The organism is Streptomyces sp. NPDC054783 (assembly GCF_053611725.1).
Map to the genome: position 1 here is coordinate 1 of NZ_JBSHAY010000066.1, position 24,254 is coordinate 24,254.

Annotated in this window: 22 protein-coding genes and 2 tRNA genes; 7 read left to right on the top strand and 17 right to left on the bottom strand. The window is 69.1% G+C overall.

Translation table 11 applies throughout. From position 1 onward, the window contains the following. Positions 1-46: 46 nt before the first annotated feature. Positions 47-119 (bottom strand) — tRNA-Ala (locus ACWGJ5_RS45115). A gap of 116 nt (positions 120-235) precedes the next feature. Between ACWGJ5_RS45115 and ACWGJ5_RS45120 the strand changes: the two genes are divergently transcribed. After that, a complete protein-coding gene (locus ACWGJ5_RS45120) occupies positions 236-586 on the top strand; it encodes a glycosyltransferase 87 family protein (protein ID WP_453315410.1) in 351 nt (116 codons plus the stop codon). A gap of 68 nt (positions 587-654) precedes the next feature. Beyond that, positions 655-1,479 carry a glycosyltransferase 87 family protein gene (locus tag ACWGJ5_RS45125; RefSeq protein ID WP_453315411.1) on the top strand — a complete coding sequence of 275 codons (825 nt, stop codon included), beginning with the start codon at positions 655-657 and terminating at the stop codon, positions 1,477-1,479. Here ACWGJ5_RS45125 and ACWGJ5_RS45130 read toward each other — a convergent pair. Together ACWGJ5_RS45130 and ACWGJ5_RS45135 are read right to left on the bottom strand one after the other, a co-directional pair. Then, positions 1,458-1,691 (bottom strand): hypothetical protein, encoded by a 234-nt coding sequence (locus ACWGJ5_RS45130; RefSeq protein ID WP_006136074.1) that lies wholly within the window; start codon positions 1,689-1,691, stop codon positions 1,458-1,460. The two genes, ACWGJ5_RS45125 and ACWGJ5_RS45130, sit on opposite strands and share 22 nt — an antisense overlap. A 3-nt stretch (positions 1,692-1,694) precedes the next feature. Next, a complete protein-coding gene (locus ACWGJ5_RS45135; RefSeq protein ID WP_107121669.1) occupies positions 1,695-1,868 on the bottom strand; it encodes a hypothetical protein in 174 nt (57 codons plus the stop codon). Between the two features lie 420 nt (positions 1,869-2,288). Here ACWGJ5_RS45135 and ACWGJ5_RS45140 point away from each other — a divergent pair, with 420 nt between their 5' ends. Next, complete coding sequence (locus ACWGJ5_RS45140; protein WP_453315412.1) at positions 2,289-2,474, top strand: hypothetical protein; 186 nt, start codon at positions 2,289-2,291, stop codon at positions 2,472-2,474. Positions 2,475-2,606: 132 nt separating this feature from the next. Here the strand turns inward: ACWGJ5_RS45140 and ACWGJ5_RS45145 are convergent. The 7 genes from ACWGJ5_RS45145 to ACWGJ5_RS45175 all read right to left on the bottom strand — a co-directional run bounded on the left by ACWGJ5_RS45145 (position 2,607) and on the right by ACWGJ5_RS45175 (position 6,907). Beyond that, positions 2,607-2,679 (bottom strand) — tRNA-Ala (locus tag ACWGJ5_RS45145). A gap of 93 nt (positions 2,680-2,772) precedes the next feature. Beyond that, complete coding sequence (locus tag ACWGJ5_RS45150; RefSeq protein ID WP_453315413.1) at positions 2,773-3,441, bottom strand: histidine phosphatase family protein; 669 nt, start codon at positions 3,439-3,441, stop codon at positions 2,773-2,775. Beyond that, positions 3,441-3,884, bottom strand: coding sequence for a ribosome silencing factor (gene rsfS / locus ACWGJ5_RS45155; protein ID WP_453315414.1), 444 nt, complete (start codon positions 3,882-3,884; stop codon positions 3,441-3,443). Before rsfS ends, ACWGJ5_RS45150 begins: the two co-directional genes overlap by 1 nt. Positions 3,885-3,985: 101 nt before the next feature. After that, entirely contained in the window at positions 3,986-5,704 is a 1,719-nt protein-coding gene (locus ACWGJ5_RS45160) for a LytR C-terminal domain-containing protein (RefSeq protein WP_453315415.1), read from the bottom strand. A 16-nt stretch (positions 5,705-5,720) separates the two neighbouring features. Further along, complete coding sequence (nadD, locus tag ACWGJ5_RS45165; RefSeq protein ID WP_453315416.1) at positions 5,721-6,407, bottom strand: nicotinate-nucleotide adenylyltransferase; 687 nt, start codon at positions 6,405-6,407, stop codon at positions 5,721-5,723. A 56-nt stretch (positions 6,408-6,463) separates the two neighbouring features. After that, the gene (locus tag ACWGJ5_RS45170) at positions 6,464-6,619 is read right to left on the bottom strand and encodes a hypothetical protein (protein ID WP_194293880.1); all 156 of its coding nucleotides are present in this window, start codon (positions 6,617-6,619) and stop codon (positions 6,464-6,466) included. Positions 6,620-6,739: 120 nt separating this feature from the next. Further along, positions 6,740-6,907: a hypothetical protein gene (locus ACWGJ5_RS45175; protein WP_453315417.1), complete on the bottom strand. Its 168-nt coding sequence runs from the start codon at positions 6,905-6,907 to the stop codon at positions 6,740-6,742. Positions 6,908-7,007: 100 nt separating this feature from the next. On the opposite strand from ACWGJ5_RS45175, the gene ACWGJ5_RS45180 reads away from it, so the two are divergent. Next, positions 7,008-8,096 (top strand): M48 family metallopeptidase, encoded by a 1,089-nt coding sequence (locus ACWGJ5_RS45180; RefSeq protein WP_385313919.1) that lies wholly within the window; start codon positions 7,008-7,010, stop codon positions 8,094-8,096. A 91-nt stretch (positions 8,097-8,187) separates the two neighbouring features. On the opposite strand, the gene ACWGJ5_RS45185 is transcribed toward ACWGJ5_RS45180, so the two are convergent. The 7 genes from ACWGJ5_RS45185 to ACWGJ5_RS45215 all read right to left on the bottom strand — a co-directional run bounded on the left by ACWGJ5_RS45185 (position 8,188) and on the right by ACWGJ5_RS45215 (position 20,051). Further along, the gene (locus ACWGJ5_RS45185; RefSeq protein WP_453315418.1) at positions 8,188-9,258 is read right to left on the bottom strand and encodes an SCO2583 family membrane protein; all 1,071 of its coding nucleotides are present in this window, start codon (positions 9,256-9,258) and stop codon (positions 8,188-8,190) included. 89 nt (positions 9,259-9,347) lie between these two features. Continuing rightward, complete coding sequence (locus ACWGJ5_RS45190; protein WP_453315419.1) at positions 9,348-9,914, bottom strand: SCO2584 family spore wall biosynthesis protein; 567 nt, start codon at positions 9,912-9,914, stop codon at positions 9,348-9,350. A 120-nt stretch (positions 9,915-10,034) separates the two neighbouring features. Continuing rightward, positions 10,035-11,321, bottom strand: a complete 1,287-nt coding sequence (locus ACWGJ5_RS45195) for a glutamate-5-semialdehyde dehydrogenase (protein WP_453315420.1) — start codon at positions 11,319-11,321, stop codon at positions 10,035-10,037. A gap of 111 nt (positions 11,322-11,432) precedes the next feature. Continuing rightward, positions 11,433-11,858 (bottom strand): hypothetical protein, encoded by a 426-nt coding sequence (locus ACWGJ5_RS45200; RefSeq protein ID WP_228620469.1) that lies wholly within the window; start codon positions 11,856-11,858, stop codon positions 11,433-11,435. 133 nt (positions 11,859-11,991) lie between these two features. Further along, positions 11,992-13,119, bottom strand: a complete 1,128-nt coding sequence (proB, locus tag ACWGJ5_RS45205) for a glutamate 5-kinase (RefSeq protein WP_453315421.1) — start codon at positions 13,117-13,119, stop codon at positions 11,992-11,994. Between the two features lie 104 nt (positions 13,120-13,223). After that, positions 13,224-13,448, bottom strand: a complete 225-nt coding sequence (locus ACWGJ5_RS45210) for a hypothetical protein (RefSeq protein ID WP_453315422.1) — start codon at positions 13,446-13,448, stop codon at positions 13,224-13,226. Positions 13,449-13,535: 87 nt separating this feature from the next. Beyond that, positions 13,536-20,051 carry an RHS repeat-associated core domain-containing protein gene (locus ACWGJ5_RS45215; RefSeq protein WP_453315423.1) on the bottom strand — a complete coding sequence of 2,172 codons (6,516 nt, stop codon included), beginning with the start codon at positions 20,049-20,051 and terminating at the stop codon, positions 13,536-13,538. A 375-nt stretch (positions 20,052-20,426) separates the two neighbouring features. On the opposite strand from ACWGJ5_RS45215, the gene ACWGJ5_RS45220 reads away from it, so the two are divergent. The 3 genes from ACWGJ5_RS45220 to ACWGJ5_RS45230 all read left to right on the top strand — a co-directional run. After that, a complete protein-coding gene (locus ACWGJ5_RS45220; protein ID WP_453315424.1) occupies positions 20,427-21,524 on the top strand; it encodes a phage baseplate protein in 1,098 nt (365 codons plus the stop codon). Positions 21,525-21,725: 201 nt separating this feature from the next. Continuing rightward, a complete protein-coding gene (locus ACWGJ5_RS45225; protein ID WP_453315425.1) occupies positions 21,726-24,029 on the top strand; it encodes a bifunctional glycosyltransferase/CDP-glycerol:glycerophosphate glycerophosphotransferase in 2,304 nt (767 codons plus the stop codon). A gap of 28 nt (positions 24,030-24,057) precedes the next feature. Continuing rightward, a partial coding sequence (locus ACWGJ5_RS45230) for a sugar phosphate nucleotidyltransferase (RefSeq protein WP_453315426.1) occupies positions 24,058-24,254 on the top strand: 197 nt, incomplete at its 3' end.

The following is a 24,254-nucleotide window of genomic DNA, read 5'->3' on the forward strand; positions in this document are numbered from 1 at the left end:
CGCCGAAGGCGGACCATCCGTCGGGATGGTCCGCCTTCGACTTCTGTGGAGCTAAGGAGAATTGAACTCCTGACCTCCTGCATGCCATGCAGGCGCTCTACCAACTGAGCTATAGCCCCTTGTTTTGTTGTTTTGCCCGGTTTCCCCGGCGACGACGCAAACATTACAGGTCCGCGAGGCGCAGCGCCAAATCAGTTTCCACTTCACATCGATACGGACGCTAATGTCTGCTTTTGTGACCCTGATCGCGTCGTCCGCAGCCCACCGCCGGGTGCCGGTCGGGCTGGGCGTGTGTCTGGCCTCCTTCGCGGTGCTCCTCGGCGCCCAGCGGGCCGCGCACGTGTCGATGATCGATCTGATGGTGTACCGGGCCGAGGGCGCCACCGTGCGCGACAGCGGTGACCTGTACGCGTTGCGGGCGACGGCCGCCCACCTGCCCACCACCTACCCGCCGTTCGCCGCCCTGCTCTTCACGCCGCTGGCCCTGCTGGACACCGCGCCGCTGCGCGTGCCGGCGACGGCGGGGAACCTCGCGCTGCTGGTGGCCTTCGTACGGCTGTCGCTGAAACTCGACGGCTGTCGCTGAAACTCGTCGGCCACGCGCGCGTGGATGCCGTCTGGTGGGTCACGGCGCCGACCGTCTGGTGCTAGCCGGTGTGGACGAAGCTGCGCTACGGCCAGATCAATTTGCTGCCGGCCGTCCTGGTGCTGTGGGACCTGACCCGCCTCCCCACCGGCCGGTACGACCGCTGGACGGGAGCGGGCCTGGCGCTGGCCGCGGCGGTCAAACTGATGCCCGCGCTGTTCCCGGCGTTCCTGCTCGTGACGGGTGTCGCGGCCCGCCTGCGGGGCAAGGACGCGACGCCGTGGTTACGGCACGCGCGCGGGGCAGCCGTCGTGTTCGCCGCTGCGACTTTGCTGGCGGCGGCCGTCCTGCCGTACGACTCCTGGCGGTTCTGGACGGACGCGGTGTTCCGCGCGGGCCGGGTCGGCCATGCCGAGGACGCCGCCAATCAGGCCCTGCGCGGCGTTCTGGCGCGCGTTCTGCACACGCCCGACCCGGGAGCCGTCTGGGCCACCGCTGCGGCCGTCCTGGCCGCCCTGGGCCTCGCGGCCGCCGTGGCGGCGGAGTTGCGCGGACGGCGGGACCGGGCGGTGTGCGCCTGCGCGGTCACCGCGCTGCTGATCAGCCCGGTGCCGTGGACGCACCACCGGGTGTGGTGTGTGCCACTCGTACTGCTGCTGTGGACACGCGGATGCAGGGCGGCGGCCGCGGGCACGCTGCTGGTCTTCTGCTCGTACGCCCCCTGGTGGGTGCCGCACGGAACCGGGCGGCCCGAACTGCACCAGGAAGCCGTGGAGTTGATGCTTTCGGCCCTCTACCCGGCAACCGGTGCGCTGTTCCTCCTGCCGGCCCGGACATCCCTACCGGAACGCGACGGCGGGTGCGCCCGTATTCAGGCGGTCACGAAGGAGTAGAACCGCTTGAGTGTGCAGTGCTCTTCGAGGAGGCGGCCGTAGATCGGCTCGCCCTCCAATTCCCGGTACGTCTCGATCGGGTCGCCTTTTATGATCAGCGCCCGCGCGCATTCCTCGCACCAGTACTGGTAGTCGGGATTGATCGGCTCCATGTCGCGGACGATCGGCGTACCGCTCCCACACCAGTCGCACTTTCGCCTGTGTGCACCCATCGATCAGCTCCAGCTGTGGCCGCAGGCCGTGCACACGTAGGAGATTCCGCCGTTGTCGCCGAGAACTTGGGCCACATGCGCGGAACCACAGGAAGGGCAGCTCAGCCGGGTGGTCGTGTCCCGTATCAAGGCCGCACCGAGGAGGTGGCCGACCTCCCCAAGGATGCTCGCAGGCATCGCTACTCCCTCCCGTCGGGCCGCGCCCCCTTCCGGCCGTTTGATTCTGCCACGGCCGGAGCAATACGGTCAGCGACGCCTCAGTACCAGTCCGGACACGGCCCCCCGCCACGGCCGCCGAGGCCGACGTCCAGGCACACACACGAGAACGCCTCCGCACAGGTATACGAGCGCAGAACGCCGAGTGACTCAACCCGGTCCAGTACCAGTGTGCCGAAAAACGCCACGCCGATCAGCTGACCGAACTGTACGCGCAGCCGTCGAGGGCTCACTGTCAGTGGCGGGTGCCTCACTGATCGCAGGGTTCGGAACGGGCCCCGCTGCCCGGGTCCGGGTGCCGACGATGAGGACGGGGACGACCGGGGACAGCAGGATGACGGAGCTGACGGGGGTCGCACGATGACGACACACACGACAAACATGACGCACACGGGGGCGGCCCTGCCGGCGAGCGCTCCGCGCCGCAGGCCGGAGCCGGCCGCCTTCCTGCGCGTCCCCGGCGCCCTGCCCGGACGCCTCACCCCCAAGGTGCGGGGCATCATCGACGCCCGGCGCCGGAGGGAGCCTGCCCGGCATCGGAGGAAGCGCGAGTTGCCGGTGAGGTGATACGCCGGGCCCTCGGGCGAAGGCGTCCCGTCACACGCGGCGGGCGACATGCACACAACAGAAAATCCCGTCCCCTCGAGGGGACGGGATCTTCATCACCGATCTTTGACAACTCAACAGAGTGTCGATCAGTGGAGCTAAGGAGAATTGAACTCCTGACCTCCTGCATGCCATGCAGGCGCTCTACCAACTGAGCTATAGCCCCTGGCGTTCTTCCCGCTCGGCGGGGCGAACAAGAAGAACTTTAGCCTGTGACCTGCCAGAAAGTGAAATCCGGGGTCCGCGAGCCTCCTGAGGCTCAGTCGTCGTCGCCGAGGACGGGCTCCGGGAGGGTGCCGGCGTTGTGCTCCAGCAGACGCCAGCCACGGGCGCCCTGACCGAGCACGGACCAGCAGCAGTTGGAGAGGCCGCCGAGGCTCTCCCAGTGCCCGGCCTCCAGACCGAGCAGCCGACCGATGGTGGTACGGATGGTGCCGCCGTGGCTGACGACGACGAGGGTGCCGTCCTCCGGCAGTTTCTCGACGTGCCGCAGGACGACGGGTGCGGCGCGGTCGGCGACCTCTGTCTCCAGTTCGCCGCCGCCGCGGCGGACCGCCTCGCCGCGCTTCCAGGCGGCGTACTCCTCGCCGTGGCGGGCGATGATCTCCTCGTGCGTCAGCCCCTGCCAGACGCCCGCGTAGGTCTCGCGCAGGCCTTCCTCGCGGGTGATGTCGAGGCCGGTGAGGGAGGCCAGCTCGGCGGCCGTGTCCGCCGCCCGCTGCAGGTCCGAGGAGACGATCGCGTCCGGCCCCAGGGAGGCCAGCAGCCGGGCGGCGCGGCGGGCCTGGCCGATGCCGGTCTCGGTCAGCGCGACGTCCGTGCTGCCCTGGAAGCGGCGCTCGACGTTCCAGGCGGTCTGGCCGTGCCGCCACAGGATGATCCGGCGGCCGCGGGTCTTGCGGTCGGTCACCTCACCGGTGGCGCTCATCACCACTCCCCGCCCGGCTCCTGTTCGGCCTCGGCGGCCTGAAGCCTCGCGTGCTCCTCCGCCTTGCCGCGGGTGGCCTTGGCGTCGGCGGGCAGCTCCAGCTCGGGGCAGTCCTTCCACAGCCGCTCCAGGGCGTAGAAGACGCGCTCCTCGCTGTGCTGGACGTGCACGACGATGTCGACGTAGTCGAGCAGGATCCAGCGGGACTCGCGGTCGCCCTCGCGGCGCACCGGCTTGGCGCCGAGGTCCTTCAGCAGGCGTTCCTCGATCTCGTCGACGATGGCCCTGACCTGGCGGTCGTTCGGCGCGGACGCCAGCAGGAAGGCGTCCGTGATCGACAGCACGTCGCTCACGTCGTAGGCGATGACGTCGTGGGCGAGCTTGTCGGCCGCCGCCTGGGCGGCGGTGTTGATGAGCTCAAGAGAACGGTCGGTGGCGGTCACTACGAAGCTTTCGGTCGGCGGTCACTGGACCTCAAGGGTCTCACGGACCGCCCGGCGCACCCCACGTGATTAAGGTGGCACGTGGGGTGCCCGGGACCCGGTCACGAGCTGGCGGGCTTGTAGTCCTGGCCGAGGACGACCGAGATGTCGGTGCCAGAGGAGACGCTTCCCTTGGCCACGGAGCCTGCGGGCAGGCCGAGTGTCTTGGCGACCTCGGTGGCGTCCGACTTGTGGGAGGCGTCCGAGTAGACCACCTTCGAGGTGGGCTGCGCGCCGGAGGCGGTGCCGCCCTCCAGGAAGGTGAAGCCGCCGTTGAGGAGCACCACGCGGGCCTTCTCCGTGTCGTCCTTCACACCGGTGGCGTTCTGCACGGAGACCCGGACCGCGGAGCCGGCGTCGGGGCTCTTGGCCGTGCCGCCGAGGATCTCCTTCACCACGCTGTCGCTGGTCTTCGCACTCAGGGTGCCGTCGGCCTGCACAGGCAGCAGGGCGGTCTTGTAGTCGCCGCTCTTGGCGAGGTCGGCGAGCTTGGCGAGGAAGGTGCCGAGGTCCTTGTCTGTGAGCGGCGGGTCGAGGATCTGCGCAAGGGTCTGCACCGTGACGGTGGCGGCCGACGGGTCGGAGGACATCTTGCGCAGCACACCCTGCATGACCTGGCCGAACCGCTCCAGCTGGGCGTCCTGGGACTCGCCGGAGGCACGGTAGGTGGCGTAGGCGACGGCCATCTTGCCGCTGAGGGTCTGGTCGCTGCCCTTGTGGACGAGCGCCTCGGTGCCCTTCTTCTTGGCGTCCGGGTCGGGCACGTCGGTGTTGGTGTCGATGTCGATGTTGCCGACCAGGTCGACGAGGTTCTGCAGGTAGGGGGTGTCCAGGCGCCAGGTGGCCTGGATGCCGGTGCCGAGGACGGTGCCGAGCTGGTCGCGGGTGCCGGAGGCGCCGTCGTCGTCCACCGACTTGGCGAGGGTGGTGGTGGAGCCGTCGTCGGCGCTCAGGGCGAGGGAGTTGGGCAGCAGTACGGTGCTGCCCTGCTTGGTGGTGGTGTTGTCGACCAGCAGCACCGTGGAGGTGCCGCCCTTGCCGGTGTTGTGCAGGTGGACGACGATCACATCGCGTTTCTGGGCGCTGACCGGGGTGGCCGCTCCGGGCTTGGAGCCGGAGGAGGACAGGACGGGCAGTTTTCCGGCGTACCAGAGGTAGCCGACGCCGCCGACGGCCACGAGCGCGAGGACGACGAGGAGGGCGACGATCCGGCTGCGGGCGCGGCGGCGGGCCTCCTCACGGCGCTCGGTGCGGTTCTCGGTGAACTTCAGCCAGTCGATGACGTCCTCGGAGTCGCCGTCCGGATCCTCGACGAACGCGAACTGCTCGGTGTGGTAGTCCCGTTCACCGTCGTCGTGCGGCCCCTCGGGCTGCGCCGGGATGTGCGGGCCTCCCGCGGGGCCCGCCTGCTGCGGGATGTGGGCGGTCTGCTCGGTGACCCGGGGCTGCTGTCCGCTGCTCGCGGCCTGCCCGTAGGGGTCGTAGGCGGCGGGGTGCTGGGTGCCGGTGGCGTAGGGGTCGTACGGGGCCTGGGAGCCGTAGGGGTCGTGCCCGGGTGCGGGCCGACCGGTCTCGTAGGGGGGCACCGGCGGCTGCTGGCCGGTGCCGTACGGGTCGTAGCCGTAACCCTGCTGCTGGGCGTACGGGTCGTAGGTCGCCCGCTGAGCCTGCTGCTGTGCCGGGACCTGCCGGTACATGGGCCGGCCGTACTCGTCGTAGCCGACGATTTCGTACGGGCCGGCGCCGTAGCCGCCTTCGCCCGCGTCGTATCGGTCGTTCACCGGTGCCCCTCTCGGCTCACTCGCCGCGGTACAGCTCGCGCTTGTCGATGTAGCGCACGACTCCGTCCGGCACCATGTACCAGATGGGTTCTCCCTTGGCGACTCTCGCACGGCAGTCCGTGGAGGAGATCGCGAGCGCCGGCACCTCGACGAGCGAGACGCCGCCCTCCGGCAGGCCGGGGTCGGTCAGGTGGTGGCCGGGCCGGGTCACGCCGATGAAGTGCGCCAGGGAGAACAGCTCCTCGCTGTCCCGCCAGGTCAGCAGCTGTGCGAGGGCGTCGGCGCCGGTGATGAAGAACAGGTCCGTGTCGGGGTTGAGCGCGCGGAGGTCGCGCAGGGTGTCCACGGTGTAGGTGGGGCCGCCGCGGTCGATGTCGATGCGGCTGACGGAGAACTGCGGGTTCTCGGCGGTGGCGATGACCGTCATCAGATAGCGGTCCTCGGCCGGGGAGACCTTGCGGTGGGACTTCTGCCACGGCTCACCGGTGGGCACGAACACCACCTCGTCGAGCTGGAACTGCACGGCGACCTCGCTGGCCGCCACCAGGTGCCCGTGGTGGATCGGGTCGAAGGTTCCGCCCATGACGCCGAGGCGGCGCTTGCCCGTGTGGGCGGGGCCGCCGAACGGCCGGTACTGCGGGTGCTTGACCGTGTCGTCGGCGGTCTCGTACGCCGGGCCGGTAGGCATGTCCTGCTCTCCCATGCGTGCAGACCCTACCGGCCCGGCCTTGGGCGTCCGGCCGGGGACGGGGTCCCCGCTCAGCGGTCGCGGTTGAAGCGGGTGGTGATCCACAGCAGGAGCAGCAGGATGGCAAGCGCGCTGCCGCCGGTGACCGCCGGGTTGAGGCTGTTGTGGTGGCCGCCCTCGGCTTCGGCGAGGGTGACCAACTGGGCTGCGGCGCTGTGAAGGCTCATCTTCGGCAGGACCTAACGCGTGTGGGCGGGATAAAGATGTCGGCTCATCGTATGCGGGCACCCCGACGGCGATCACGCCGACTCTGCCGTTCGGGCCGCGCGGGGAACTTTCGCGAGCTGTCAGTCGTCTTTCCGCTTGTAGCCGCTCAACAGGAACCAGGCGGTCAGTGCACAGCCCAGGACCATCACGACCAGGACGACACGGAGCAGATTGCCCGACGAGCCGTGCTGTTGGACGGCGCTCGTGGCGGCCTCGGTCAGCCGGGCGGCTGCGGGGTGGTGCTCCATGGGTGGACTCCTTCGGCTGTACTGCCCGTCCACGGTATCTCCGCCTAGGCTGGGCTCCGCTTCGGGGGCACAGTGGACTCACACGCACATGGGGGACGACATGTCCGACGACGGCCAGCAGCAGACGGGGCACGAGCGCGTGCCCAGCAGGCAGCGCAGGCGCTTCCCGGGGATCTCCTCGCGTGCCTATGAGCATCCGGCCGACCGCTCGGCCCTGGTCGCGCTGCGCAAGCTGAGCGGATTCGACACCGTCTTCAAGGCGCTCAGCGGGCTGCTTCCCGAGCGGAGCCTGAGACTGCTGTTCCTGTCCGACTCGGTGCGCGTCTCCGAGCGGCAGTTCCAGCATCTGCACGACATGCTGCTGGACGCCTGTTACATCCTGGACCTGGAGAAGGTCCCGCCGATGTACGTCAACCAGGACCCGCAGCCGAACGCGATGTGCATCGGCCTGGACGAGCCGATCATCGTGGTCACCACGGGGCTCGTGGAGCTCCTCGACGAGGAGGAGATGCGTGCCGTCGTCGGGCACGAGGTGGGGCACGCGCTGTCCGGGCACTCGGTGTACCGCACGATCCTGCTGTTCCTGACCACCCTGGCGCTGAGGGTGGCCTGGATCCCGCTGGGCAACCTCGCGGTCATGGCGCTCGTGACGGCGCTGCGGGAGTGGTTCCGCAAGTCGGAGCTGTCCGCCGACCGGGCGGGTCTGCTGGTGGGGCAGGACGTCCAGGCCTCGATGCGCGGCCTGATGAAGATCGCGGGCGGCAACCATCTGCACGAGATGAACGTGGACGCGTTCCTGGAGCAGGCCGAGGAGTACGAGTCCGGGGGCGATCTGCGCGACTCCGTGCTGAAGATCCTGAACGTGCTGCCCCGCTCCCACCCCTTCGCCACGATCCGTGCGGCCGAGCTGAAGAAGTGGGCCGAGTCCCGGGACTTCCAGCGGATCATGGACGGTCACTACCCGCGGCGCGACGAGGACAAGGACACCTCGGTCAGCGACTCCTTCCGCGAGTCGGCGGCCAGCTACGCGAGCGATGTGAAGACCTCCAAGGACCCGCTGATGAAGCTGGTCACGGACCTCGCGGGCGGCGCGGGCGACCTGGGCGGCCGGGTCCGCCGCGGCTTCGACGGCTTCCGCAGCCCGCCGCCGGCGAAGGGGGGCCCGACGGACGCTCCGGCCGAGGGATGACGTCAGCCCTCCGCAAGGGCACCGGGCTCCTGTTCGCCTCCGCGAGGGCACCCGGGCTCCTGTTCACCTGCTGCAGGGCGGGCGCGACCGCTCACACCGTCGGCTGAGCCCGAGCGGCCAGCGTCCCGCACAGGGCCGCAGGGCTGTCCGTCTCGTAGGGGTCGGTGCCCGCGGGGCCGCCGGTGCGGGCGGTCTGGCCGGCCAGGAGGGGGCGGAAGTAGGCCGTGGAGTCCTCGGCGCAGGCGAGGGGGCCCGCCTGGACGTACGACGTGACCAGCTGCACCTGGTGGGTGCGCAGGTCGTCGCGGGTGAAGCGGAAGGTCAGCTCGCGGCGGACGGTGAAGAGGGACACCGGCGCGTTCGCCGCGGCGCCGGTGGCGCGCAGGGCGTAGACGAAGGTGTGGTCGGCGGTGACCTCCAGCATGCCCGAGTCGGCCTCGATGGCCTGCAGGTCGCCCTGGACGCGGATCCGGTCGTCGGCGAGCTGGGCGCGGGAGGGGTCGATGCGGACCAGCCAGCCGGTGGGGGCGTGCCGGCCGTCCGCGGCGGGGTGGTCGAAGCTCTGGTCGAACTGGTCGAGCTGGTCGGCGTCGAGGAGGGACCGGGCGGGGCTGACCTGGCGTCCGGTGAGCACCTCGGGGTAGAGCGAGGAACGGACGATGTAGTCCTTGGCCGCAGTGAGCGCGGTCACCACCTGGCTGTCGGAGAAGTGGGCGGTGCTGCGGGAGGCCGGCAGGGGTATGCCCTCGGCGCCGACCTCGTACGGGGCGGCGGGGCTGTGCGCGTACAGGTACTCGGCGTCGGCGGTGCCGGGCACCTTGCCCGTCGGGGCGAGCGGGATCACCGTCATCCGCAGGGGCTCGGCGGGGTGCCGGGTCTCCTGGGAGCCGTAGGGGTGGCGGACGCCCATGTAGATCGCGGTGCCGAAGGCGACGGCGATCAGCAGGACGAGGATCAGGGCCTGCCGGGTGAGTCCGCGGTGCAGGGGCGGCCGGCGGCGTACGGCGGGCGCGTGGTCGGCCATCCGCTCCTCGGCGGAGTACTCCTGGAGGCGGGCAGCGCGGACGAACGACTCGTCGAAGACGACGGATCGGTACTCGTCCTCTCCACCTCCGGGGCCGCCCTCGGGTGTGCCCTCCGGTGGGTCTCCAGGCCCGCCCATACTTTCAGGGTAGGTCGCGTGGGCCTCGGGTAAACGCCCTGCTACACGACAACTTCTGACAGGTGCTCACCAAGAACGGGGGCGGAAGTTCAGGGCGAGCGCGGGATGGCCGAGGCGGCGGGCTGGGAAGTGTCGGCGGAGACCGAGGGCGCGGCGGCGCTGCCCTGCTCCAGGCCGGTCGGGGCGGGCGGGGGGACCCCGTCACGGGTGCCTGCGGAGCCGCCCCGGTAGACGGCGGCGAAGGCCAGGGCGACCACGCCGATGCCCATCACGACCGCCAGCAGCCAGGCCACGGGGCGGTGCCAGCGGATCTGCCTGCCGTATCCCCCGAAGTGGCGGTCACCGAGGACGTAGGTGTCCTCCAGCTCGTCGTCGTCCGGATCTTGGCCGAAATCGGTCCCCTCGGGGCCGTAGGCGTCGTCGTAGTGCTCGCCTCGGGCATGGGCGCGGCGGGCCTCCGCCTCGGAGGCCTCGGCTCTGGCCTGTGCGGCGGCCAGGAGGCGCTCGACGGCGGTCGGCTCATGAACCGTGGCCGCCCGTACGAAGGCCTCGTCGAAGACCACGGAGGCGAACTCTTCGTCCGACACCCCGTGGTCGTGATCATCGTCGGGCTCCCAGCCGTCAGGGAACGGCGTGCCCCCCACGTCCTCCGGCACGCATCCAGAGTAGACCTGGGGGGTCAATTTGGGCAGACGGTATGGAAATTCGTCTGACTGGTGAGACGACGTTTCGGCCGCCCGCCACGACGGGCGGACGTGCGGCCGAACGGGTGGGTCTCAGGGGCGCACGTGGCCGTCGCCGGTGACGATGTACTTGGTGCTGGTCAGCTCCGGCAGGCCCATCGGGCCGCGGGCGTGCAGCTTCTGGGTGGAGATGCCGATCTCGGCGCCGAAGCCGAACTGGCCGCCGTCGGTGAAGCGGGTGGAGGCGTTCACGGCGACGGTGGTGGAGTCGACCAGCTGGGTGAAGCGGCGGGCGGCCTGCTGGGAGGTGGTGACGATCGCCTCGGTGTGGCCGGAGGTCCACAACCGGATGTGCTCGACGGCCTTGTCCAGCGAATCCACCACGGCGGCGGCGATGTCGTACGAGAGGTACTCGGTCTCCCAGTCCTCGGCCACGGCCTCCACGACCGTCGCCTTGGAGTCCTTGGCGTAGGCCATCACCCGCTCGTCGGCGTGCACGGTGACGCCGGCCTCGGCGAGGGCGTCGAGGGCGCGCGGCAGGAACTCGGGGGCGATGTCCTGGTGGACGAGGAGGGTCTCGGCGGCGTTGCAGACGCTGACCCGCTGGGCCTTGGAGTTGATCAGGATGTCGATGGCCATGTCGATGTCGGCGTGGGCGTCGACGTAGACGTGGCAGTTGCCGGTCCCGGTCTCGATGACGGGGACGGTGGACTCGCTCACCACGGTCTGGATGAGGGAGGCGCCGCCCCGCGGGATCAGCACGTCGACGAGGCCCCGGGCGCGCATCAGCTCGCGCACGCTCTCGCGGCTCTCGCCGGGCACCAGCTGGACGGCGTCGGCGGGCAGCCCGGAGCCGCCGACCGCGTCGCGGATGACGCGGACGAGGGCGGTGTTGGACTCGTAGGCGGAGGCGGAGCCGCGCAGCAGGACGGCGTTGCCGGACTTCAGGCAGAGGGCGGCGGCGTCGACGGTGACGTTCGGGCGGGCCTCGTAGATGATGCCGACGACACCGAGCGGGACGCGGACCTGGCGCAGGTCGATGCCGTTGGGGAGGGTCGAGCCGCGGACGATCTCGCCGACCGGGTCGGGCAGCTTCGCCACGTCACGGACGTCGGAGGCGATGGCGCGGACCCGCTCGGGGGTGAGGGTGAGCCGGTCGACGATGGCCTCGCTGGTGCCGTTCTCCCGGGCCTTGGCGATGTCCTTGGCGTTGGCCTCGACGATCTCGTTGGTCCGGACCTCGAGGGCGTCCGCGATGGCGAGCAGCGCGTCGTCCTTCACGGCCCGCGGGAGCGGCGCGAGGTCGGCGGCGGCGGCCTTGGCCCGGTAGGCGGCCTGGGTGACCGGGGACATCGAGTCGTACGGCGAGAGCGTGGTCATGAGGGAAGGGTAGTGCGCCGGGCGGGTCGCACACCGCTCATCCCAAACGCCGAGACAGGACCCCAAACCCCGAGACACACCTCAGGAGGACTCAAATGCGACCAAGGCGGATCAAAAGGGATGGACTCCCACCGGTGTGGCGGGCGGTGGGCCGTAGCCCTCGGCGATGCGCTGGTGGTAGGTCTCGCGGTCGATGACCTCCAGGCCGACGATCTCCCACGGGGGCAGTCCGGCGGTCTGCCGGTGCTCGCCCCACAGGCGCAGGGCGACCGCGGCGGCGTCATGCAGGTCGCGGGCCTCCTCCCAGTACCGGATCTCCGCGTGGTCGCTCGCGTACCGGCTGGTCAGCAGGAAGGGGTGGTCGTGAGCCAGCTGTTCCAGGGCCCGCCGCAGATCGGTGAGGGGGACGTCCGGCCCGGCGACGCTGAGGGTGACGTGCCAGAGCCGGGGCAGATCCTTGGGCTCCTCATAGGTGTCGCCGGCTGCGACGCTCGTCAGGGCACCGCGGGTGGCCACCCCAGCGCGCACTCGTCTCACGACGGCCTCCTTCACCCACTGCTCGGGAACGTCTCTGGAATGTCTCTCTCCAGACAAAGTTGAGCAGGCCCTACGGCACCGCGGGGCGGTTTTACGGAACGTCCCCCACCGGGGGCGGTCGTTACGTCCCGTTTTACGTGTGCAGGAGCACCAGGTCGTCCCTGTGTACGACCTCGCGTTCGTACGCGGAGCCGAGTTCCCGGGCCAGTTCACGGGTCGAACGCCCGATCAGCCGGGGGATCTCCTTGGCGTCGAAGTTGACGAGCCCCCGAGCCACGGCGCGGCCTGCCGTGTCACGCAGTTCGACAGGGTCGCCGGCGCTGAACTCGCCCTCCACGGCGGCGATTCCGGCGGGCAGCAGCGACTTGCGCCGCCTCACGACGGCATCCACCGCGCCGTCGTCCAGGGTCAGCGCCCCTTGCGGGGTGGAGGCGTGCTGGAGCCACAGCAGCCGGTCGGCCGAGCGCTTGCCGGTGGGGTGGAAGTAGGTGCCGGTGTCGCCGCCGCTCAAGGCGTCCGCCGCGTGCACGGCGCTGGTGAGGACCACGGGGATGCCGGCCGCGGCCGCGATCCGGGCGGCCTCGACCTTGGTGACCATGCCGCCGGTGCCCACGCCGGCCTTGCCGGCGCTGCCGATCTCGACGCCCGCGAGGTCCTCCGGGCCCTTCACTTCCGCTATCCGCGAGGTGCCGGGCCTGCTGGGGTCGCCGTCGTAGACGCCGTCGACATCGGAGAGGAGGACGAGCAGGTCGGCGCGGACGAGGTGGGCGACGAGGGCGGCGAGGCGGTCGTTGTCGCCGAAGCGGATCTCGTCGGTGGCGACCGTGTCGTTCTCGTTCACGATCGGGAAGGCGCCCATCGCGAGCAGCTTGTCGAGGGTGCGGGAGGCGTTGCGGTGGTGGACGCGGCGGCTCATGTCGTCGGAAGTGAGCAGGACTTGGCCGACGCGGACGCCGTAGCGGGCGAAGGAGGCGGTGTAGCGGGCGACGAGCAGCCCCTGGCCGACGCTGGCTGCGGCCTGCTGCCGGGCCAGGTCCCTGGGGCGGCGGCGCAGGCCGAGCGGGGCGAGGCCGGCGGCGATGGCGCCGGAGGAGACGAGGACGATCTCCTTCTCGCCGCCGCTGCGGCTCTTGGCCAGGACGTCGACGAGTGCGTCGACGCGGTCGGCGTCGAGGCCGCCGGCGGCGGTGGTCAGCGAGGAGGACCCCACCTTGACGACGATCCTGCGGGCCGTGGCGACCTGATGCCTTGCCGCTGACACGTGCTTCCCTCCGACCTCGCGCCCACGTCCCCTCGGGCGTGGCGGTTGCAATCTACGCGATGTGCACGGAGCGTGCTCGAGCGGTCCACTGGGCGGACCGGAGGTCAGAGGTGGGCCAGGTCGTAGACGAACGAGCCGAGACCGATGAAGGACACGATTCCGGCTATGACCCGGAAACGGTCCGGTGTCATTCTCGGGTTCGGCGCCGCGGAGGTCATCGATTCCAGCAGATCGTAGACCCGGAGCCCGAAGTTTCGGTAATCGATCGCCACGAAAAGGAAAAAGAATGCCGGAACGGCGGAGCAAAGGATCCGAAGGAACTCAGGCATGGCACACAAGGTACCAGCCCCCTGCCCCGCCTAACCAGGGGGGACAGGGGGCTGGAACTCATCGATCAACGAATGCCGTTGACGCCGTTACCAGAGGGCTTTCAAGACCTTGCCCACGGTCAGCGACCCCAAGAGCTTCGGCACGTCGGCGACTCTGGTGATACCGGTTGTGCCGGATGCGAAACTCGCGCCGAGTTCCATCTGGAGGCCCCAACCGCCGGTGAAGGAATTCACCGTGTCACCGCGGGCATTCTTGGTGGAATACGTGCCGCGCCAGCCACCGCGGAACGGACCGTACTCACCGTCGATTCCGGAACCCATACCCCGCAGCTCGTTGAGCGAGTCCGCGTTGCTGAACAGGAAGTTCACGGTCGCACCACCGCCGACGTCCGGACCGACCGTGTCCTCCTTGGTGTAGGTGAAGGCCCACGCCGTCTTTCCCTTGGCCGAGGTGGTCCGGACGAGGCAGATACTGCGTGCCTTGCCCGCAGCGATCGACCCGCCCAGGTTTCCGCACACACCGGTGGTGTTGGTGTAGCTCCCCAGATAGCTCCCGATCTTCTTGAGGGCACCCAGCAGATTCGGGCCCTTGCCCATCTCCCCCGGCGCCAGCGTGATCGCGTTCTGGACCGGTGTCTCGATGCTCGGGATGGCCTTGAGGATCGCCTGCTCGGCCTTGCGGATGGCGTCCTCCTTGGCGATCTGGCCCGTGTCCACCAGGGACCAGCTGCCCTTCGGCTGCTGGTCCTCACCCGTGTCCACCAGGGACCAGCTGCCCTTCGGCTGCTGCGGCTCAGGGTCGAAGTCCGGCATGTGCATCAGCCCGGACGGGTCGCTGTAGTTGACCGGGTTGTTGCCCGAGTAGCTGTAGCCGCTCAGCGCCTGTGGGTCGTACGGCTTGATCAGCTCGTCGGGGCTGATGAACCGGCCCAGTGACGGGTCGTACATCCGGGCGCCGAGGATCGACAGGGATGTGCTGTCGTCCTCCGGCTTGCCGAGGAAGCCCCGGTCGAGATCGGACGGCAGGGTGCCGCCGACGCTGCGCTGCTTGCCGAACGGGGTGTAGCGGCGACGGATCACCGCTCCGCCCATGGCGATCAGCAGGGCCGTGGACGCCTGGGTGTCGTCCGCGAGCCAGGTCAGCTTGCCGTTCGTCGAGCCGTCGCCCTCACGCATGGCGACCGTGGTGCCGGCGGCGGAGTACAGTCGCGTCGCCTTCACGCCCAGGTCCTTGGACTTGTGCAGCTCGTGGCCGTCGAGGTAGAGGACGTTCTCGCTCGGTGAGGTACGCAGCAGGACATTGCCGTCCGCGTCGTACACGTAGCCCGACACCTCGTCGCCGGTGGACTTGTGCACCGTGATCTGGCTGACCCGGTTGTCGGGGGTCCAGCCGATGGACGAGCTGACGCCGTTCACCGTGCGGGTCTGCATCTGACCCGCCGCGTTGTAGCCGAAGGTGTCGGAGCCGGCCTGGGTCACCGCGTGCGGGTGGGCCTGGCCCGCCGTGTACGAGGAACCGTCGGCGCTGTAACCGGGGTAGGTGTACTTCTTGGTCGTCGACCCGCTCGCCGTGGTGTCCGTGACGGACATCAGGTTGCCGAGTTCGTCGTAGGTATACGACTGGTTGTACGGGTCGAGGCTGCTGCTCAGGTCCGGCGTGGCCGCGCCCGTGCAGCCGTCGGTGGCCTCGGTGGTCCACGCATGGCTGAGCCGGTTCAGCTCGTCGTACGTGAAGCACTCGCTCTGCTTGGCCACGCCGTCCGTGACACCGGTGACCTGGCCGCCCAGATCGCGCGTGTAGGTGTCGTCCTGCGCGCTGCTGGTGGTGCTGCCGCTGGTGACCGTGGTCTTGATGTTGGACAGCATGCCGCTGCCGTCGGTGTCGTTGTAGGTGTAGGCACGGTTCACCGTGGCGTCCGAGCCGCCGCTGCCGAACGCGCGGCCGTTGAGGCGGCCGAGACGGTCGTAGGCGATGTTCGACTGGTAGGTCGCCAGCGGCGAGGAGACCTTGGACGGCAGGCCCTGGGCCGTGTACGTCGTGGTCACCGTCTCCGCGGGCAGCTGGCCGACCGACGGATCGCCGATCTGCGGGTAGCTGACGGACGTCTGGTGGTTGGCGAGGTCGTAGCCGTAGCCGAACGTGTAGCTGCCGGCCAGGCCGGAACCGTCGTCCGGGATCGTGTACTTCCTGCCCGTCACCCGGCCGCGGTCGTCGTAGCCGGTGACGCCCACGGTGTAGGCCTTGCCGTTCGCGTACGTGGTCGACGCGGCCAGCTGGCCCACACCGCCGGGCGCGGTGTCGTAGTCCAGCTTCGACAGGACGGTCGAGCCCTGCGAGAGGGTCGTCTGTCGCTGGAGGTTGTCGTACTGGTAGGTCAGCGTCGTGCCGTTGTCGCTCTCCGTGCTCACCTTGCCGTTCTCGTCGTACTGCGTCGAGGTCGATCCGGCGTCGGGGTCGACCGCCGAGGTCCGGCCACCGGCCCAGTTGTAGCCGTAGGTGGCGACGTTGCCCTTGACGTCCGTGATCGTCCACAGCTTGCCGCTGCGCGTGTAGGTGTACGACGTGGTGCTCGGGCCGGTCGCTCCGTACTGGACCACCTTCGTGGTCTGGCCGAAGACGTCCGTGTAGGTGTCCGTGCGCTCGCCGGTTGCGGGGACGGTCGTGGTGTAGTCGCCGTAGTAGTACGTGCGGCTGTGACCGGTCGCCTGCGGCGTGCCGTTGACCAGGATCTGGGTCTGCGTGGTGCGGCCCGCCCAGTCGATGATCGGGTCGGTGTACGACGGCAGGTCGGCCACCGTCGGCAGCACCATCCCGGAACCCGCCGCGCTGGAGTTGTAGAAGGCGGCGGAGACACCGGTGACGTTGCCGGAGGTGTCGTAGCGGGTGGAGACCACGTCGCGGCCGGTGCCGTCCGGCGCGGCGGACTGGGTCTCACGGGTACGGCCGAGACCGTCGTCGTACGTGTAGGAGTTCACGTACGTCGTCCCGGACTGCAGGACGCTCGACGTCACCAGGGGCGCGCCGGTGACCGAGTCGGGCACACCGTCGCTGTTGGTCGCGGTGGGGATCGTGTAGGTGAACTTCATCGACGGGTTGCCGTCGGGGTAGTTGCCGATCTCGGTCGCCTTGAAGACCTGGCTGGTGCGGCCCACGGAGTCGAGGACGATCCGCGTGGTGTGGCCGTTGGCGTCGAGGATCCGGTACGGGGCGCCCCACAGCCTGGAGTAATAGGTGGTCGAGGACTCAGCCGTACCCGGGCCACTGCCGTCGGGGTCGGGCGTGGTCACGGTGACGCCGCTGGTCGGCCAAGTGGTGGCCGGCGAGTAGGTCGTCGTCGTCTTCTGGCCCTTGCCGTCATAGGAGGCGATGACGCGGCCTGCGCCGTCGTAGTCGTAGCGGGTCGAGCGGTAGTTGCTCGCGTCCGTGTAGAGCTGCTTCTCCGTCGCGTTGCCGTCGACCAGGGCGGCGTCGTTGTTCGCGACCGACGTCGAACCGTCGTACAGCGTGACCTTGTACGAGTCCTGGTTGCTGGAGCCGCGCGAGGCACAGTCCGCCGCGTAGTGGCGCTCCTCGTCCTCGAAGACCATCCAGCGCTTGACGTCCGAGTTCGGGAAGTTGGACGTGTTGTATGCGCGGCCGTAGGTGGTGCAGCGGTTGTCGTCGACGTTGACCTCGCCCCAGTCGTTGGTGCGCAGGGGCAGACCGTAGGTGGTGCTGGTGGTGGAGGTGTCGTCGAACTCGTTGTTGACGACGTGCTCGCGCCAGCCCGTGGAGGTCAGGTCGTCCGTCGTGGTCTTGCTGTCACGCACGAAGCGGGCGTCGGGCAGACCGTCGTAGTGGGCGGTGTCGTGGACCCAGTACTCCTGGCGGACACGCTGGTGCGAGTTGCCGTCGCCGTCGCGCTTGGAGTACTCCAGGGTGTGGCCGGCCAGCCAGGCCGAGTCGGTCCAGGAGGTGCCGTAGCCGTCGGTGACCGAGACACTGCGGGTGGCGGAGGTGTCCGTCTTGGAGGTGCGGTCGCCGTCCAGGCCGCGGTAGAGCCAGTAGTAGGTGGAGGCCGCGTTGCTCTTGGTACCGGTGAAGACCTCGACCTGCTGGTAGCCGCGCCAGTCGGACCAGGTCTCGTCCGAGTCCGAGATCAGCGGATCGTTGGTGAACCGCCAGCCGGCGCCGCCGGTGTACTGGTAGCTGGTCGTCATGACCGGGTCACCGTCGGTGCCCGCCCCCTGGCCGACGCCGGGGTCCACGGAGACCTGTGTGACGAGGTACTTCTTGAACCAACCGGTCTCGGTGGTGCTGGAGCCCTCAGGTGTCCACTTCTGCCAGAAGCAGTCCTCGGTGTTGGACGACTCGCTGGGCAGGTTGTTGATGTCGCAGGCGTCGGGCTGGCCGTAGGTGACGCTGGTCACCGAGCCGAGGTCGCCGTAGATCTTGTCGACCCGGCGGAAGTTGAGGGTGGACGAGCCGACCTGGTTGTCCAGCCACTCACCGTTGAAGTTGATGACCGGCAGGCGCAGGTCGGGGCCGTCGCCGTAGCCCTCGCGCTGGACGTAGTCCAGCCACAGGGTCTTGCCGACGGTGCCGTCGGGGTTCGGCAGGCCGTACTTCATCTGGTACTGCATCGCCGGGTCCCACGTCGTACCGCCGTCGTCACTGACGTAGGTCTTGATGTCCCACAGCATGTCGGTGCTGAAGAACGTGGGGTAGTACGTCTTGCCCGCGCAGTAGTTGTCCGCCGAGGTGCCGTCGCACATCAGGTCGGTGGGCACGTCGGGGTACGAGTCGGGGGTGGAGGAGATGCCCGGGCAGGCCGCGGGCTCCTTGCCCAGCGGGTCGGCGTCGCTCATCCGCTCCACACACCGGCCCACGTGCGACAGCTCGACCTTGGCGGGAAGCTTCGCGCCGGTGATCTGGGAGGCCCAGCCGTACTCGATGCGGGTCAGGTAGCCGGCCGCGTCGTACTGGCGCGCCTTGTCGGTGTTGATGACCGAGCGGTAGTAGTTGGTGGCCTTGTCGTAGAAGTAGGCGTTCTCGACCTCGTTGGGGTCGACCACGCGGTCCAGGTTCCAGCGCCAGGCCTGGGTGCAGGGCTCCGGGAACTGGGCGTGGCAGGGCTCACCCGTGTCGTCGCCGGCCACCGGAACGGTGAGCACGGAGTGGGTGTAGACGTCGGTGCCGTTCTGCACCTTGTCACGCTCGCTGCGGCCCCAGCCGAAGTAGTAGCGCATGCCGTCCTGGGAGGAGATCACCCAGTACTCGTCGTCCGCGCCGTGGCCGCCGGTCAGGTGCTGCACCCGCCAGCCCGGGTCGTCCTGGACGTGGTAGGAGCCGGTGCCGTTGCCGTCCTGGATGAGAGCCGAGTTCACACCGTTGAGGCTGATGACGTACTCGGCGCCGTCCGGCTCGGTGCTCGGGTTCGGCGACTGCCAGCACAGGTCGCCGACCGTGTTGTTCACGTCCTGCGAGCAGTTCTTGTAGATGCGCTGGATGTAGCCGACGTCCAGGTCCCAGCCCATGCCCGCCCAGGAGGCCTGGTTGTTCGTCGCGGAGGTACGGCCGTCCACCGACTGGGAGTCGTACGACAGCGACAGGTTGGGCGTGGCGCCGAAGGGAGCCTTCGGCAGGGTGATCGGCAGGTCATAGGTGAAGTCGCCGGAACCGGTCGACACGTCCCACTTGCCGGTCGGGCTGAGCGTGGAGGCCCGGTAGTCGCCCGCGTCCGAGGAGGAGCCCGTGGTCAGCGTCGTCACCGTGGACGTGGTGGCCGCGGACATCATCGTGGCGCCGGACGTCGGGGTGCTCGTCGTCGCGGTGGGGTCCGCGTCTGCGTACACCGTCGCGGTCAGCTTGCCCGACTTCACGTCGTTGTGGACGGGCAGGTAGCGGCGGGTGTCCGGGGAGCAGCCGCGCTTCTTCGGCGTGGTGAGCGCGCACGCGGGCATCTGCACCAGGCGCAGCCGGGAGGCGAAGTCGCCGCCGTAGGCGTACTTGAAGGCGTCGTAGTCGATGGTGACGCCGACCGGCCCGGGGGCGGGCCTGTCGTCCTTGCGGGTCAGGCGCAGCGCCATGCCCACGCCGCCGATCGACTTGATCTTCGTGCGGTCGAGCACCTGTACGTCGACGTTGCCGGGAGCGGCTCCGGACGGGGAGAAGCCGAGTGCCCTGCCCTCGGTGACCGCGTCCTTGGCGGCCTTCTGGCCGAGCGCGAACGCCGACTGCGGGGGCAGTCCCGCGGTGCGGATCTGCGCCGCCGTCGGGGTCTGGACGGACACCACGGCGGACTTGGCCGCGGCACTGCCGACCGGGGCGTCCACGACGGTTCCCGTTGGCGCGACCGCCAGGGCGTGCCCCGCCTTGGCCTTCGAGAGGTCGACCCTGGCGGACACCCCCTTCGGCCAGGCGACCTTCGGCGCCTTCGTCATGGTCGGCTCCGCCTGCTGCGCGGGCACCTTCTCGCCCTTGCCCGCCGGCACGCTGACGGTCCTGTCCTTCGGCTTCGCCACGGCGACGGACGCGGCGAACGCCGGGACCGTCAGGAGAGCCGACAGCAACGCACCGGAGACCGTTACGACGAAGCCGCGTCTGTACGACGCACGTTTCACGAACCCCCACCCCTCTGGCCGAATATCGACCACAAACGGTCAAAAAGAGCGGGTCCGCGGCACGCGGGCAGCACAAAGCCAACACATGGCGAACACACGCAGGCGGGAGATTAACCAGTTACTTAACTGGGTCATACCTCGGCAAAACGGTTCACGGCCCCTCAAAGATCATCGTCACCTTGGGGGAAGCTTTACAACGTCATGACCAACGGAATGACTGATTCCAACCTTGCTACCGCGATCGATTAACACCTGCTTTAATTACCGGCCAGCTATCCAGCCAGCTCCCCCTTGGCACGGCATGTCCTATTTGCATGCCAAAGGCGCGGACATTGGCGCTTTTCTCTTTTCCATTCCAGGGGGGCTTCCGTCACCATGCTCGATCGCAGACGCTTTCTGCGCGCCGGGGGTGCCGTCGTCGGCGCGGCGGCCGTTCCGCTCGTCGCCATCGGCGCGGCCGAGGGCGTCGCGCGCACCCGCCGCACGTCACGGGACGACGCCACCCCCGGCTCGGTCACCGCGAGCAAGCGGTTCGATCTGACCGCCTCCTCCACCGCGCTCCTGCGTGAGGTGGACCTGGCCGGCACCCGTGTCCTGCAGTCCTTCGCCTTCGACAACACCCGCGGGCACCTCTTCACCGTGCAGCTGGTCGACGGCGGACTCCAGCTCCCGGGAGAGACGCAGACCTACTCCGGTGCCGACCGGGAGGCCAACGGCGATCTCGTCCTGACCCGGCTGGACACCTCCGGGCACATTCTCGGCACGATGTATCTGCGCGGATTCGGGCACGGCGTCCAGATCGGCGTCGAAACCACCAGTTCCGGCAGCTTTTTGTGGACCGAGACGCACAATGTCCGCACCGCGAATACCGACGGCACCTATACCGGTTGGGGCGACCGGCTCGCCCGGTTCGAATTCGCCAACGGCGCCGTGCTCACCGCGGACTCCCCCGCGCTCACCCAGTACACCCTGGAAAGCGGCGTCGACCGCACCACCTGCGCCGTCGACCCGGTCAACAACCGGCTCGCGGTGCGCTGCAGGGTGAACGGCGCCTTCCGCTACCGCCTGTACGACCTCGCCTCGTTCAAGGCGGGCGGCCGGACCACTCTCGCCGACGTCGCCCAGCCGGCGGACCTCCAGCCCGGCTACACCGACACCTTCCAGGGCTTCGCGAGCTACGGCAGCTACCTCTACCTGCTGGCCGGCTCGGCGTACGGCACGGCGGGCTCGACCTCGCCGGACGGCAACACCTTCATCACCACCGTGGACTGGAACACCGGCACCCAGGTGGAACAGAAGCTCACCAAGGCCGGCTACACCCTGCTCTACCGCGAGCCCGAGGGGATGGCCATCCAGATCCCCGATCCGAGCAACCCGCAGGCGCTGCGACTGTGCAGCGGCTTCGCCTCCTACACGTCCGACACGGACCAGAGCAAGAGGGCGAGCATCTATTACAAGGACGTTCTGGTCTGAAAAGGACAGTTGAGACTTGGGTGAGTCTTGCCACAGCCCGGTTGACCAGGAGCGAAGGGGCCGTAGTAAGAACGGCTCCGGAGTCGCGTTAGGGTAGGCTTAAACCAACCTTAACCTAGCACTCCTTGTGCCTCTCGCCTCCCGCCGCAGGTCAGCAGCGGGAGGCGGTTGACTCTGACCGACAGCCCAGGAGCTCCAAGCATGCCCCTCGCGAATGGAAGCACTTCGCCGAAAATAAGCGTGGTCGTCCCCGTTTATAAAGTTCAGGGGTATCTGCGCGCGTGCCTGGACTCCATTCTCTCCCAGTCCTTCGAGGACTTCGAGATCGTCGCCATCGACGACCACTCTCCCGACTCCTGCGGGCGCATACTCGATGAATACGCCGCGCTGGACGATCGCGTCATACCCGTGCACTTCGAGGAGAACCGGGGCATCGGAAAGGCGCGCGACGCCGGTGCGCTGAAGGCCCGCGGCGAGTACATCCTGTTCCTCGACAGTGACGACACCCTCGCCGACGGCGCACTGCAGGCGATGGCCGACCGCCTCGAGGCCACGGACAATCCGGACATCCTGCTGCTCAACCACGTCCGCACCTACTGGAACAACCGCGTCCAGGCGAGCGCTGCCGGCGAGATGCTCGCCGAGGCCGGCACGGACGTCTTCACGGCGCTGGAGCGGCCCGAGTACCTCAACATGTTCGCCGTGGTGTGGAACCGCGCCTACCGCCGCGAGTTCTACGTCGACGACCACAACTTCACCTTCACCGACGGCATCTACGAGGATGCCCTCATGGTCTACAAGACCATGCTGACCGCCGAGCGCATCGCCGCCAGCGACCACGTCTGCGTCGAGTACCGCCAGCGCCGCCAGGGCAACTCCATGCGCACGCCCGGCCGCAAGCACTTCGGGATCTTCGAGCAGTACGCGCGCCTCTTCGAGTTCCTCGACGAGCGCCCCCACCTGGAGTCGGTCCGCGCGCTGCTGTTCGAGCGCGCGGCCAGCCACTACCTGTTCACCCTGGCCCGCGAGGACCGCATCGTCCCCAAGGACCGCGCGGAGTTCTTCAAGCTCTCGGCCGCCAACTACAAGCGCTTCAAGCCCAAGGGCTTCGTCGTTCCGGAGGGCACGCAGGGCACCAGGTTCCAGCTGCTGGAGCGCGGCTCCTACACGGCGTACGCGACGGTGATGGCCGCCAGCAACACCCGGCGCCAGGTGATCCAGCGGGCCGCCAAGGTCAAGACCAAGCTCGGCAAGACCGCCTACAACCGCCTGTACCAGCTGCACCTGCGTCGCCCCGTCGACGAGAACCTCGCGGTCTACGCGGCCTACTGGAACCGGGGTGTGGCCTGCAACCCGGCGGCCGTGTACCACAAGGCGAAGGAGCTGGCTCCGAACGTCCGCGGCGTCTGGGTCGTCAAGCGGGACGCGGTGGACACCGTCCCCGAGGGAATCGACTACGTGGTGGCCAACTCGCCGCGTTACTGGGAGGTCATGGCCCGGGCCAAGTACCTCGTCAACAACGTCAACTTCCCGAACAACATCGTCAAGCGCCCCGAGCAGGTCTTCCTGCAGACCCATCACGGCACCCCGCTGAAGCAGATGGGCATCGACCAGCAGAAGTTCCCCGCCGCCGCGAAGAACATGAGCTTCGCCAAGATGCTGGAGCGGGCGGACAAGTGGGACCTCAGCCTCACCTCCAACCAGCACTCCACCGAGATCTGGGAGCGGGTCTACCCCTGCGCGTTCGAGGCGGTCGAGTACGGCTACCCGCGCAACGACGTCTACTTCCGCAGCACCGCCGAGGACGTCCAGCGGATCCGCCGTGACCTCGGCATCGAGGAGGGCAAGACCGCCATCCTCTACTGCCCGACCGTGCGCGACTACCAGAAGGGCTATGTGCCCCGCATCGACCTGGAGCGCTTCTGCCGCGAACTCGGGCCCGACCACGTGGTCCTGGTCCGCACCCACTACTTCTACGGTGCCGACCCCCGGCTGGAGGCCCTTCAGGAGCGCGGGCTGATCAAGGACGTGTCGAAGTACCCGGTGGTGGAGGACCTCTGTCTGGCCGCCGACGCGCTGATCACCGACTACTCCTCCATCATGTTCGACTACGCGTGCCTGGACCGCCCGATCGTCGCCTACGCGGACGACTGGGAGGTCTACCGCAAGGCCCGCGGTGTCTACTTCGACATCCTCTCCGGCCGGCCGGGCGAGACCCCCGGTGCGACCGCCACCTCCGAGGACGAGCTGATCTCGGTCTTCCGCTCCGGCGCCTGGAACAGCGACGAGGCCGCCGAGCTGCGGGCCGCGTTCCGGAAGCGGTTCGTGCAGTTCGACGACGGGAACGCGGCGGAGCGCGTGGTGCGCCGTCTCTTCCTGGGCGAGGAGCCCGCCCCCGCGGTGCTGCCCCTGGCCGAGCGGACCCCGGCGCCCGCGCCGGCCGCCATCGCCATGGCGCACATCCCGCGGCAGCCGACCGGTGAGCGCGGTCTGATCGGCGCCTGACATGGACAACGAGAAGGACGAGCACCCCATGGTTCCCCGCCCCGCCCTGCGCAAGGCCGTCATCCCGGCGGCGGGCCTCGGTACCCGGTTCCTGCCGGCGACCAAGGCCACTCCCAAGGAGATGCTGCCCGTCGTCGACAAGCCCGCGATCCAGTACGTGGTCGAGGAGGCCGTTTCGGCGGGGCTCGACGACGTCCTGATGGTCACCGGGCGCAACAAGCGTCC